This window comes from Candidatus Protochlamydia amoebophila UWE25 (genome assembly GCF_000011565.2).
GTDB lineage: Bacteria > Chlamydiota > Chlamydiia > Chlamydiales > Parachlamydiaceae > Protochlamydia > Protochlamydia amoebophila.
This window is the reverse complement of record NC_005861.2, coordinates 318,272-331,882: the sequence shown is the minus strand read 5'-3', so window position 1 is coordinate 331,882 and position 13,611 is coordinate 318,272. Positions and strand designations below refer to the sequence as shown.

At 34.7% G+C, this 13,611-nt stretch carries 10 protein-coding genes; 3 read left to right on the top strand and 7 right to left on the bottom strand.

Annotation, left to right across the window (positions count from 1 at the left end):
* Window positions 1-26: 26 nt before the first annotated feature.
* Together PC_RS01130 and PC_RS01125 are read right to left on the bottom strand one after the other, a co-directional pair.
* Window positions 27-761: a DUF2709 domain-containing protein gene (locus PC_RS01130; RefSeq protein ID WP_011174783.1), complete on the bottom strand. Its 735-nt coding sequence runs from the start codon at window positions 759-761 to the stop codon at window positions 27-29.
* A 394-nt stretch (window positions 762-1,155) separates the two neighbouring features.
* Window positions 1,156-2,280 (bottom strand): AAA family ATPase, encoded by a 1,125-nt coding sequence (locus PC_RS01125; protein ID WP_011174782.1) that lies wholly within the window; start codon window positions 2,278-2,280, stop codon window positions 1,156-1,158.
* A 223-nt stretch (window positions 2,281-2,503) separates the two neighbouring features.
* Between PC_RS01125 and argS the strand changes: the two genes are divergently transcribed.
* Entirely contained in the window at window positions 2,504-4,258 is a 1,755-nt protein-coding gene (gene argS, locus PC_RS01120; RefSeq protein ID WP_011174781.1) for an arginine--tRNA ligase, read from the top strand.
* Window positions 4,259-4,268: 10 nt separating this feature from the next.
* Here argS and PC_RS01115 read toward each other — a convergent pair whose 3' ends face one another.
* The 3 genes from PC_RS01115 to PC_RS01105 all read right to left on the bottom strand — a co-directional run bounded on the left by PC_RS01115 (window position 4,269) and on the right by PC_RS01105 (window position 8,131).
* Window positions 4,269-5,312, bottom strand: a complete 1,044-nt coding sequence (locus PC_RS01115; RefSeq protein WP_011174780.1) for a KamA family radical SAM protein — start codon at window positions 5,310-5,312, stop codon at window positions 4,269-4,271.
* A gap of 155 nt (window positions 5,313-5,467) precedes the next feature.
* Window positions 5,468-6,865, bottom strand: a complete 1,398-nt coding sequence (gene murA, locus PC_RS01110; protein ID WP_011174779.1) for a UDP-N-acetylglucosamine 1-carboxyvinyltransferase — start codon at window positions 6,863-6,865, stop codon at window positions 5,468-5,470.
* 177 nt (window positions 6,866-7,042) lie between these two features.
* Window positions 7,043-8,131, bottom strand: a complete 1,089-nt coding sequence (locus tag PC_RS01105; RefSeq protein WP_011174778.1) for a hypothetical protein — start codon at window positions 8,129-8,131, stop codon at window positions 7,043-7,045.
* A gap of 177 nt (window positions 8,132-8,308) precedes the next feature.
* On the opposite strand from PC_RS01105, the gene ispF reads away from it, so the two are divergent.
* Window positions 8,309-8,788, top strand: coding sequence for a 2-C-methyl-D-erythritol 2,4-cyclodiphosphate synthase (ispF, locus tag PC_RS01100; protein ID WP_011174777.1), 480 nt, complete (start codon window positions 8,309-8,311; stop codon window positions 8,786-8,788).
* A gap of 302 nt (window positions 8,789-9,090) precedes the next feature.
* On the opposite strand, the gene PC_RS01095 is transcribed toward ispF, so the two are convergent.
* Window positions 9,091-10,245 (bottom strand): ferredoxin reductase domain-containing protein, encoded by a 1,155-nt coding sequence (locus tag PC_RS01095; protein WP_011174776.1) that lies wholly within the window; start codon window positions 10,243-10,245, stop codon window positions 9,091-9,093.
* Between the two features lie 8 nt (window positions 10,246-10,253).
* A complete protein-coding gene (locus tag PC_RS01090; RefSeq protein ID WP_011174775.1) occupies window positions 10,254-12,203 on the bottom strand; it encodes a S9 family peptidase in 1,950 nt (649 codons plus the stop codon).
* Window positions 12,204-12,550: 347 nt separating this feature from the next.
* On the opposite strand from PC_RS01090, the gene PC_RS01085 reads away from it, so the two are divergent.
* Window positions 12,551-13,588, top strand: coding sequence for a S49 family peptidase (locus PC_RS01085; RefSeq protein WP_011174774.1), 1,038 nt, complete (start codon window positions 12,551-12,553; stop codon window positions 13,586-13,588).
* The last annotated feature ends 23 nt before the right edge of the window (window positions 13,589-13,611 follow it).

Sequence of the window (13,611 nt, the reverse complement as noted above, 5' to 3'; positions counted from 1 at the left end):
TCAAATTAAGCAAACAATTCATTGCATTAATCTTCTGCTTCTACCCAACGCTCAACGTATGGCAGAAATTCATCAAACTCCGCTAATGCTTCCACAAATGATGCGATTTTATCTTCTACTAAATGTTTTTGAATAAAGGCCAAAAAGTGATCCTCAATTTTAAATTTATTTTGAATTTGTACTTCGACTAAAGACAATTTTTTCAAATAATTTCGTTTAAAGTCTTCGATCACAGCTTCTTTACTATTGAAGAGTTTCCCACTTAAAACCGAAGAGTAAACAACTTTCTTAATGGCATCTCTGCGTGATTTAGTTTTATCGATATAACTTTTGATGACCTCTGGATCTTCTGAAACAAAGAAACGTTTGACTCTCAAACCGCCAATCCTTTCAGTATTTTCTGGACATTTAGATACCCAATCGTAAATAGCATCTTGAGGGTTTGGATGCGTGTTATCTCCAAATACTTTTCCCGTGAATGGGCAAATGTAAACTTTTTTAGTTTCCTCATTAACACTTGCATGACCAAAACCAATTTTAATTTCTGTTTCATGCCAAAGTTTTCCTTCCCTTTCTAGGTTTTTGATACAATCTTCCGCACTTTGATAGATAATTTTATCTTTAGGAAAAAGTACGGGTTGTAGTTGGAATTTGCTCTCAATAAAATGCAGATAGGTATTGATTAATTCAGCTGGGCGATTTTCATCGAGAAATTGTTCTAACATTTTTTTTTGTTCATCAGTTATAACAACTTTTGTCATGAAAACCTCTACCGGAAATTTAAGATTAAAATTATACTTTTGAGCGAACTATTCTTTTCTTTATTGGTTTTAAAAAATCGGTTTTAAGCCTAATTTTAGACCAGTATGAATGAATTAAAAAAAAGATTTTTTGCGTTCATTGTATAAACTTGTGATTACTGCTAATTAGATTAGCTTGTAAAATATTATCATACAAGACAATTTTCATCTATCTCACAAGGAGAATTTGATGCAAAAAATTCGGAAAATTTAAACTTTGAATAATTAAAACTCAAGGGGTTGATAACATCTGCAAACTTTAATCTTACTTGTATGTTACCACTTAGAATTAGCTTAAAACACTATTTTAACTGTCTGCACCAAATTGATAATTTAATGCTGGTTTCTTTCATTTTTAAGGATTAGTACTCAAAATTTCGTTAGCTTCTGATTCTGCGAGCCGACTGATAATCAATTCTGACTCTAAATAAGAGATATGCATCACATCACCAGGTAAATACTGAGCATGCAAAATTGTTTTTGCTATTAATGGTGTTAATTCATTTTTAATCAATCTTTGCATAGGTCTTGCGCCCAGCGCAGGATGATATCCCTTTGTTTGAATATAGTCTACAACGAATTCATCAAAATAAACTTTAACTTTTTTTTGTTTTAAAATATTTTGCGCTAATTGATTTAACTTAATTTGGGCTATTTCTTTCATCATTTCCCGATCTAACCCTTGAAAAATGACTGGTTCAATTCGATTGTAAAATTCTGGAGTCAAAGCATTAATGAGATAAATCTCAATTGTATCAAGGGCTTTCTCATAAGAAAAAGGATGAATATTTAAGATGGCTTGGCTGGCAAGGTTTGTTGTAGCAATAAACACACAATTGCGACAATCAACCAATTCGCCGACACCACTCGTAAAATAACCTTCGTCAAATATATGTAGAAATAGAGCTCTTACTTTTGGATCAGCTTTTTCAATTTCATCTAGTAAAACAACAGCATGAGGGTTCGCTAAGATTGCATTAGAAAGAAGCCCTCCGTGTTCAGAATCTTTATAACCATTAGGAACCCCTATTAATCGATTAATTCCTACCTGAGATTCGTATTCTGACATATCAAAACGAAGTAATTTAGTTTCATCCTGAAAAAGCTGTCGTGCAAGCTCTTTAGCAAGCTCTGTTTTACCCACTCCCGTCGGACCTACATACAAAAACGAAGCAATAGGTTTATTTGGATCATTAATTCCTGCATAATAACACAATAATGCATTAGCCGTATTTTTAACAGCTTGCGACTGCCCAATCACTTTTTCTCTTAAATTATTTTCTAGTTCTAATACGTTAAAAGGAGATAAAGGTTTAGGATTGACGACTTTAGGTGTACTTGACCAAGGCCACCAAGCTTGTAAATGATCAATTTCTTGTAAAGATAAAGTTAGTTCTTTCTCTTCAGTGGTTATGGATAAATTTTCTGCTTTAATTAAAGAGACAGCTAAAAAGCTAATTACTAAAAGAATCTTTTTCATTTTTAAATCCTTTTTAATATTCAATAATTAGTTTAAACAGTTTAATTATTTTATATCAATTGATAAAAATTTAGTAAAAATCAGATTTTGAAAGGATCTTAATCATTGGATTCTCGAACGTTTTTGGATATGTGTAAGTGACTTGAGAAATAATTCTACAACAGGCATGATCATCAAATTTCTAACTTCATTTCCGAATTAACTTAAAATTATCTTAACAATTATGAATACTCTTTTATCAGTTTTAGCAAATCTTTTTCAACAAGCCACAGCTAATGCGTTTCCAGATCTTTCTGTTTTGGATCCCAATTTTCAACCTGAAATCACTCCAAGTACTCAAGAAAAATTTGGCCATTATCAATTTAATTCCGCGATGAAGCTCGCTAAGCTTCTTAAAAAAAATCCTAGACAAGTTGCAGAAGCTATTGTCAATCAATTAACCGACTCTTTGCCCCCCCTATCAAAAATCGAAATTGCGGGGCCTGGTTTTATTAACATGACTTTTTCGACAGATTTTCTTTCTAAGAATCTCGATATTTTATTACGAGATGCTCATTTTGGAATTCCTTTTCCCGAAAAACCAGAAAAAATTATTATTGATTTTTCTTCTCCCAATGTTGCCAAAGAAATGCATGTGGGACATCTTCGCTCAACAGTTATTGGAGATAGCCTCGCACGTCTATTTGAATTTCTGGGTCATCATGTTATTCGCCTCAATCACTTAGGAGATTGGGGAACAGCATTTGGAATGCTAATTGCCTATATGAAAGAAGAAGCTCCTAATGTTTTGTCCGGAGAACAAAAGACAGACTTGACTCATTTAGTGAGCTGGTATCGCTCTTCCAAAAAAAAATTTGATGAAGAACCCGAATTTAAACGTCGTGCACAACTTGAAGTAGTAGCATTGCAACAAGGTGAACAAAAAGCTCGGGAAGCTTGGCAAATGATTTGCGAAATCTCCCAAAAAGCCTACCAAGAAATCTATCAACTTTTAGATGTCAAAATCATAGATCGAGGTGAATCGTTTTACAATCCTTTTTTACCAAACATCGTCTCTGATTTAGAAAAAAAGGGATTAGTTAAAATTTCTGATGGGGCAAAATGTATTTTCTTAGAAGGGTTTCAAAATCGTGAAGGCGAAAATCTTCCTTTGATGATTCAAAAATCTGATGGGGGCTATAATTATGACACAACGGACATGGCGGCCATTTATCACCGCATTTATCATGAAAAAGGAGATCGCTTAATTTACATCACTGACGCTGGGCAAGCTACCCATTTTCAAATGATTTTTAAAGCCGCCGAAAAGGCGAAGTATCTTGACACAACACAAATTCGAGTTGACCATGTCCCCTTTGGATTGGTTTTAGGAACAGATGGCAAGAAATTTAGAACTCGCTCTGGAGAAACTGAAAAATTAATCGATCTTCTTAGGACAGCTATTAATTGCGCGGATAAAATTTTAAGTGAAAAAAATCCAGAAATGGAAGAATCGGAGAGACGTCATCTAGCCAAATCACTTGGAATCGGAGCTATTAAATACGCGGATTTGTCTTGTAATCGCGTTGGAGATTATACATTTAGTTACGATAGAATGCTTCGTTTTGAAGGAAATACGGCAGCTTTCTTAATGTATGCTTATGTGCGGATTGCTGGGATCAAACGTCGACTCAAAGCAAATCTTCCTGCTGTTTTAGAAAACACGCATATAAACTTAGAACACTCGACGGAAATTGAATTAGGGCTCCATATACTACGTTTTCATGAAACACTAAATTTAATGGCTAATGATTTACTTCCTAATCGTTTAACAGATTATCTTTATACACTCGCAGAGAAATTCAATGCTTTTTTTAGAGATTGTCGCGTGGAAGGGACCCCTCAGCAAAACACACGCCTACTTTTATGCGAAGCTACTGCCAAAGTTCTCAAACAAGGATTAACCATTCTTGGATTGACAACAGTTGATAAAATGTAGAATTGAATGACTAAAATGATAATTGAATAGGTGTTTTGTGAGCTTCTCCAGCAATCTCTCTTACATAGCGAGGTATTGCATATCCAGATAAGCGTTTGGATAGCTCTTGAATTAAAGCTGCCCCTTCTTTTTCTCCTAATTCAAAATGAGAAGCTCCTTTTACTCGATCTAATTGGTGAAGATAATAAGGAATAATTCCATGATCAGAAAGGAGCTCGCAGAGTTCTTCTAAAACCTCTATCCGGTCATTTACTCCTTTTAATAAAACTGATTGATTAAGTAGTACGCAACCTCTAAGGTGAAGAGCCTTCAAACGCTCAAAGATATCCTCATCTAATTCTAAAGGGTGGTTACAATGAATGACAAAAAATATCTGTTTAGGACAGTTTTCAATGATATTTAAAAATCCTTTATCTATTCTTTCTGGAATACCAATTGGAAAACGTGTATGGAAACGAATTCGCTTAAGATGAGAAATTCCATTTAACTCTTCGAATAATTTAGCCAAAATATCATTAGATAAAGAAAGAGGATCCCCGCCGCTTAAAATAACTTCATGAATGGATGAATCTTGCCGGATGAGGTCTAATTCTTTAAGAAAAGTCTTATCATGAGATTGATAGGAAAAATTTTGTCTAAAGCAATAACGACAATGCATAGCACAAGCACTTGTACAAACCAACAGAACACGTCCCCGATATTTGTGCAACAATTGAGCTGTGCGGCGACATTGTTCATCTCCCACAGGATCTTGAACAAAGAGATTATGATTTTCAAATTCACTTTTGAAAGGTAAAAATTGTTTTACTAGCGGATCTTCTAAACTCCCTTTTGTCATTTTTTGCGCGAGACGATAAGGAACATTAATTGCAAAGGTAGGTTTATCTAAAAGCTGTTTTCTTTGCTCAAAATTTAAAGCTAAAAAATCTGCTAAAATTTTTAAATTCGTGAAATTCTTTCTCTGGATAAGGCGCCAAGATTCTGGGGAATTCAAGTCAATAAAGCATTGGGATTTTGAAGCAATCAAGTTAAAAGTTGTTTTTACACTAATCATAGAATTGGTTAAAGAAATGTTTAAAGAAAAATATCAAAATAAAAAGGACTGCTACAAAATAGCATTTAACAATTCTAAAATAATGATTTTAAATTATCGTAAGTTTATTAGATTTTTTTAACATCCAGTGTTTGAAGACAAACTATTCATTTATTTTAATTCACCTGCAATTCGGCAAATAAAGGAAGTTTGGAGGAGTTTTCAGGCATCTCTTTTACGTTTTTTTCTTCCTCAACCAAACTGACATTGGCTCCAAGATCAGCTAATTTACCAATAAAGTTTTCGTAACCACGTTGAATAAAAGGAAGTCCTGAAATTGTACTTGTATCGTTAGCAATTAAAGCTGCCATAATATAAGCAAAACCAGCTCTTAAATCTGGAATGCGAATTTCCTTTCCAACTAATGGTGTTGCCCCTTTAATAATCGCACTATGGCTAAAACTTTGTGAAGCAAATCGACATGATTTACCACCCAGGCACTGCCTAAAAGGGGTAATATCAGCACCCATTTCTTTTAAAGTATCTGTATAGCCAAAACGATTTTCATAAACTGTCTCATGAACCACAGATGTGCCAGAAGACTGCGTTAATAAAACGACAAAGGGTTGCTGCCAATCTGTCATAAAGCCTGGGTGGACATCTGTTTCCAGATGTAAGCCTCCTTGTAAAGGTCCATCATAGAAAAATTCAATCCCATTGCTACGAACATCGAATCCTCCACCTACTTCTCGAAGCTTATTAAGAAAAGTAATCATATTCAAATGCTGAGCCCCTTCTACAAACACTTTTCCCTTTGAGCTAATCGCTGCCATACCCCAAGAAGCTGCCTCAATTCGATCTGGAATAACTGTGTGTTCGACTTCATAAAAACGGCGAGTACCTTGAATTCGAATTGTTCTATCGACATCAATTGTAATAATGGCTCCGAGTTTTTGTAAAAAGAGAATCAATTCAACAATTTCAGGTTCAATTGCAGCATTTTTAATGACAGTTACACCCCGTGCAGTGATTCCGGCTAAAATCGTATTTTCTGTCGCCCCAACTGAAGGATAAGGCAATGTGATAAGCGTTCCTTTCAAACCATTATGAGCATGCGCGAAGTAGGCCCCTTCCCGTTTCATTCCTCGATATTCAATGACTGCTCCAAGCTGCTCTAATGCTTGAATGTGAAAATCCACTGGCCGTTGTCCAATAGGACATCCTCCAGCTGTAGGAACTATAATATCTTGGTCTGTTCTTCCTAATAAAGCCCCTATCATCAAAATAGGAATGCGATTAGATCCCGAAAATCTTTGTGGAATATAGGAAGTTTTAAGTTCTTTTGTAATGACTTCCATGATTCCTGCTGCGCGATCCCATCTCACTTCCATGCCAATTTCTTGGCAAAGTGAAACTGTTACTTCAACATCCCCAATATTGGGAACATTATAAAAAGTGCATTTTTTATCAGATAAAAGAGAGGCGACCAGCAATTTGGTCATGGCATTTTTTGCTCCGGCAGCTTTGACTTGCCCTTTTAAGGGAATCCCACCTGTAATTTTTAACACATCCATCCCTATTACCTATCACTTTTTAATTGAGAACAAGCTTATATCATTTATTAGAAATAATGTCATTAATCCGAATAAAAAGGATAATAAATTATTATAAGTCAAGGTAGAAATTTTCACTTAACAAAAAATTTTCTTTTCCAAAATATGTAAATTATTTAGCCATTTTTTTTATACATATTAAATAACATCTAAAACAAGCTTTCTTTTAAAAAATTGGTAAGGAATTTTTTCCTGCTCTTTAAAAATTTCTAAAGGTAAAAGAGAAGGTTGTAAATCTTGAAGGGAGGCAAATCTTAACCGAATCGTTTGATTGGGGAACCATTTTCTTTGTAAGCGTAAAGCGACTAAAGACATTGTTTGTCGAGCATTTATTTCCACAACTGGATAAAGGTGGATTTTAGCTCCCGAATGATAGAGAAAAGCATCAATCCCTACATTTCCAAAAAAGCCTTTTTTGAATAAATCATCTAAAACTCTCTGTACAAAGTGATAATGTTCCAAAAGTTCTTTAAAAAAAATTTTAAAAAGCTTTTTTTCATCACCGGCTAAAGTTCCTAAATACATCCCTCTTTGATCGGTTTCAAAGACGGTTGAGCCTAATAATTCATGAGATCCATTTGAATGAATTACCCACTGAGAACTGAAATCAAAAAAACGCTCAAGCCAAGGTTCTGCAATAATGACTCTGCCAGCTTTCCATTCCTTTTCACAAAAATTCAATGTAGCTGGTGTTAGAGTCGATTGTTTAATCAACCGATTTCCTTTTCCAGATAATCCAAAACATGATTTGAGTACTTTTTCACCCTTAACTTGCTCAAACCACTTTTCTAACTGAACAGAATTTTCTATCAAAGCAGCTTTTGAAAGAGTAGTGTATTTAAAGCTATAAGCTTTGCTATTAATTTCTCGTATCATTTCCCAATTAATTGGAAAATGATAATAAATTTCTCTTTCTTCTGCCCAAATTTGAGTTTGCTGAGAAGCACCCCAAACTCGACCAACCTGTTTTTTAAATGCGCATTTATCTTGCCAGTTAACTAATTTGGCTAAAGGTTGATTTTTTCTCCAACTTAAATTGTGTAAATAACATAAGAATTGTTCCGATGGAAAAGTGGAAACAGCAATGAAATCATCTGAACAAGCGTATAAAAGAGGAATAAATTGAAGCTGTTGACATAAAGGGTATTGCTCCCAGTTTTGAGATATCGTTTGCCTAGGGTTAGCCAATTCAAATTCAAAATCAGTATTATTCAAATAAACAGGCATAAAATATTTCTTTTTTACTTATCATTACTTTAATTTATGGTAGCATGATAAAAGAATGTTTAAATTTTTCTCTTTCACTTTAAAGAATTCCTGTGAGAAAATTCCGTTTAATTCAAAAAATTTTATGAAATTAAAACCCTTAGCTATGTAAATTTCTGGTTATCTAAAGGAGATTTTATGACTGTGCGTACTGGTATTGGGCAAGATAGCCACCGTTTTTTACCTCAAGACTCATCTAAATTGTGCATTATTGGAGGAATTATTTTTGATGATGCCCCAGGTTTTAATGCTAATTCTGATGGAGATGTCGTATTTCATGCAATTTGTAATGCCATTACATCCTTAACAGGAATTCTTATTCTAGGAAATATCGCTGATGATTTATGTCTGAAAGATGGGATTACTGATAGTGAAATCTATTTAATCAAAGCGATGAAAACTTTAGAAAGGCAAAAAGTTACTCATGTTGCGATTACTATAGAAGGAAAAAAACCCAAATTTAAGCATCGTCTTCTTGAAATGCGCCAAAATATTGCTCGTGTCATGAACCTTGATATTACTCAGGTAGGAGTGACAGCGACTTCAGGTGAAGGATTAACCGATTTTGGATGCGGAGATGGGGTTCAAGCATTTGCTATTGTCACAACGACTGAATAATTAAAAAAATTAATTATTTTTTATGACTACTAAATTTCAAAAAAGCTTTCTATTTTTTTAAAAAAGATAATGTTTTTTGAAATGATTTTATTTCGGAGATTCTCAATGGACTGCTTCCGACATGCAAGACATTCCTATTTTTGTTTTCCGGGGCGAATCACGCATCATTTTTAGGAATGGTAGGTGGAATGGCAATTAGAGCAAGAAATGTTCATCAAATGCTCCGATATTTAAAAAATACCCTGAAACAGTCATAAAATAAAATCTTGAATCACTACTTTAAAATAGTCCCGATCAAAACGTTAATACACATCTCTTAAATATTTTTTTTGTTGCCGTAGGCGTTTCACATATTCACGAGCTTCTTGAAAATCTTTTTTACCAAATTCTTGAATAATTGCAAGGAGAGTTATCTCAACATCCTTTGCCATTCTCTCTGCATCACCACAAACAAAAAGATAAGCCCCTTCTTCAAGCCATTTAAATAACTCTTCCCCATGTTCAAACATCTTATGTTGAACATAAACTTTTTCTTCCTGATCTCTCGAAAAAACAGCATCTAATCGTAAATGTCCATGTTGTTCAAATAATCGCCAATCTTCTTCGTAAAAGAAATCTGAAGAGCGATTCCTTTCACCAAAAAACAGCCAGTGTTTTCCTTTGGTTTGGTGGTGCAGTACCCGTTCTTGTAAAAATGCCCGGAAAGGAGCAACACCTGTTCCAGGTCCAACCATGACAAGAGGAGCGTGTAAATCTTCAGGTAATCTAAAACTGTGAGAAGGCTGAATAAAAACAGGAACCTCAGGATTATGCAATTTCACTAATTCACATAGATAATGAGTACAAACTCCCCTTCTTTTATGACCATTTGTTTCATATTCTAAATGAGCAATTGTTAAGTGCACCTCTTCTCCCACATATTTCTGAGAAGAAGAAATAGAGTAAAAACGGGGTAAAAGAGGCATTAGCAAATCAGCAAGTTCTTGAGGAGTGAAATGCACTTCTACATGAAATAATAATAAATCCCAAACTTCATGTAAAGCCAAGTACGCTTTCAATGCTACTCGATTATTTTCATCTAAAAGCAGTTCTAATTGGTGTTTTTTGTCTAAATTTGTTTGCCTATTATATAACTCTTTTAAGAGTTTCTGACTTACGTCCGTGATATTTCCTTGTTTAGAAAAGAAATCTCTTAAAGAAATTGTTTCACCAGTTTGTTTTGATTGAATGTATTCCTCGCCACTGGCTCTTGCTGCAATTAATGTTTTATTAATAAGTTCTGGATCATGTTTGGGATAAACTCCAATACTATCCCCTGCTTCATAAGTCAACTGAGATCCTCGCAAATCAAGAACAAGATGTTGCGTATTTTTTTGAGATCCAGATTTTGATAGTTGGTATCGATTTCTAATCGTAGCTAAAAAAGGATTTTGTTTATTATATGTAGAATAATTCATAAAATCCTTTATTTTCTAAGAGTTTTCCAATCTTCGGCTGAAGAGGCGGGCTCACTTCTTCCACCTAAATACTTCACCAGAAAATCTTCTGCCGCAGCTGCAAATTTCAATCGATTTTCCGGCCTTGCAAAACCATGGCCTTCGTCAGGAAATAATAAATATTCAACAGGTAAGTTTTTCTCTCGCATCGCTTTAACAATTTGATCACTCTCTGACTGCTTTACCCGAGGATCATTGGCACCTTGCGCGATTAAGAGAGGTTTTTTAATTTGGTCAACTTTAAAAAGAGGGGAACATGCTTTTAAAAATTCGGCGTCTGTATCTAAATTCCCTAAACGAAGCTCCATTTTTGCTTTTAAAGGAGCCCAATAGGGAGGGAGTGTTTGCAAAAGAGTTACGAGGTTAGAAGGGCCGACGATATCAACCCCACAACAAAATTCATCAGGAGTAAATGCCAGCCCTACCAGCGTAGCATACCCACCATAACTACCTCCATAAATAGCTACTTTATGAGGATCAACATATCCTTGGTCAATCATCCATTGCTTTGCATCCAGTAGATCAGTGTGCATTTTTTTAGACCACTCTCGATTTCCCGCATTCAAATAATGTTTGCCGTATCCACTTGAGCCTCTGTAATTCAATTGCACGACAGCATAACCGCGATTAGTTAACCACTGAACAGTTGGATTTAATCCCCAAGAATCCCTTGCCCAAGGACCTCCATGAACAAGTAAAATCATTGGCAAGTTTCTAGGTTCTTTTCCAGACGGTAAAGTCAGGTAACCGTAAAGCTTCATTCCATCTCTTGCCGATAAGGAGATAGGTGACATGGCACTTAGAGTGAAATTCTCCAAGGAACTTTGAGCACTAAAAAGAAAGGTTAAAAATTTAGATTGCCTTTCATATAGATAATAACGAACAGGGCGCTGATCAGACAAAGAAGCAACAACCCACTTTTGATTGGCTAGATCTGAGTTAATAATCTTGAAAGGAGTATTTAATTTCGTTGATAATAAAGAAAAATCAATTTTGACGGCATTGTCTAAAGCTTTCCATTCAAACTTTTCCTTATCAAATCCTACTGCTTCAAGAGCATAAGTTGTTGGGTGAGTCATCAAAGTGGATAAATCGTATACGGGATCATCCACAATTAAATTTTGTTTTCCTGTCGTCAGATCAACTAATAAAAGACCTGCCGTATTTCCCTGCAAACTAGAGATTAAATAAATTGATTGATTATCAGCTGTAAAACCGTAAACTTCCCCGTTAATTTCACTAGCATCAAGTTTCAAAAATTCTTTCCAAGATTGATCTTTACCCTCTCTTGTTCTAATTAGCATTGATCCATCATCATTATAGGATTGAGCAATCCGAATACAAAGATTGTGATCTGCCACCCATCTAATGACATTTGCCTGATTTTCCGTATCAAGCTGTAAATTTCTCGTTTGCAAATCGAGACGATATACGTCAAAGAGTTGAGGATTGCGCAGGTTCAATTGTACTAACAAATCTTGGGGGAATTTAGGATCGTATTGCACAATTTCAGCTTTCACGCCTTCGTATGGAGTCAAATCTCTTGTAAGATTAGATTGAATATGCGTTTGATAAAGATGCCAATTTTCATCCCCATCTTTATCTTGCTCGTACAAAATATGGTCCCCGTCAAATTGCCATAAAAATGAGCGGATTCCTCTTTTTTTATCTGTCGTAACTTGTCTGTCTTTTTCTGCTGTTTTTAAATTTTTTAGCCAAACATTTAAAACGTTTTGTGCATCAGGCGCTAGATAAGCCAAATATTGACCATTTGGAGATAATCGAGGATTTGTTTTCTCAGGATTTCCAAATAGAAGATGTCTTGGAATTAAAGTGGTCGACTCCTGAGATGAAATTGTTGCATTTGTCATACTCCAACCAAACAAACCCACTAAAATAATTAATTTCCAAACTCTCATAAAAAACCTACTTTTTTGCATCAGAGAAATATTCTACTGCCTTGCTTGATTATACTCAACTAATTGACAAGCAAGAAAAATAGTACGAAATTTGATATCTCAAAAAAAATTTTAATTTTAGCAAGACTCCTATAAAATATAAATGTTTTAAGATTAAAAGTTTATATTTATTTACAATAATTATTCGCAAAAGTAACGTTTTAAGTGTACTTGAGCATAAAAACAAATTCCTTGTTTACTTTCCTAAAAACAGGTAATTGTTTATAACAATATTTTTTTATTTCACTCATCAACTAACAAGTAAGACAAATTATTTTATCACGTACTTGTAAAAAGGTTTGGTATTTATGCGCGACTCTATTTTTTACTCTGCTCTTAAAGCACTATTCGTCGCTTTTTGCGCTATTATTGGGATTTGTTTGGGCTTTTTGGCTATAGGAATACTGATAGGATTGTCTGGAACCTCAAAAGATAGCCAAATTAGCTTTGTGAATACAGAAGAAATTTTACCTAATGCTAAAGGTAAACGAGAAGTTGTGGCAAGTGATGCACCCGTCATTTTACAATTGAACATTGATGGAATCATTGGAACAGAAAATTTAAATACACAGACGATAAGACAGCAGCTAATCGAGTCTCGGGAAGGAGCTTATAAAAATAATCGCGTCAAAGCCCTTCTTCTTTATATTAATACGCCCGGTGGAACTGTTGCTGATGCAGATGGAATTTTCCAACTGCTCGCTGATTACAAAAAAAAATATCAAGTCCCTGTTTATGCTTACATCGATGGTTTATGTGCTTCAGGAGGTATGTATATTGCTCTTGCAGCCGACAAAATTTACGCTAGTGACATTAGTTTGATTGGAAGTGTGGGCGTTATTGCCCCTACATTTATGAATGTCACAAAATTATTGGACAAATTGGGAGTTGAAACACTTACCATTTCAGCGGGTAAAGATAAAGACGCGATGAATCCACTTCGCCCTTGGAAACCAGGGGAAGAAGACAACTATAGACAAATTATTGATTATTACTATACTCATTTTGTTGATCTTGTCTCTTCTCATCGCCCTGCTCTTTCTAAAGAAAAACTCGTAAAAGATTATGGAGCTCATGTTTTTCCTGCTCCAAATGCTGTAGAAAAAGGGTATATTGATGTAAGCGGAGCTACAATCAGTGAAACCCTCAAAGAACTATTAATGACAATTGGTATTGATAATGACCATTATCAAGTGATTAGACTTGAAAACAAAGGATGGTGGAAAGGATTGTTTTCTTCTCAGTCCTCTTTGCTGAATGGGACAATTAAACATGAAGCTTCTGTATCTCCTGTCATCAACCTTTTGTTGCAAAATCAATACCTTTACCTTTATTATCCCCAATAAATTTAAGGCACTAATGATTTATC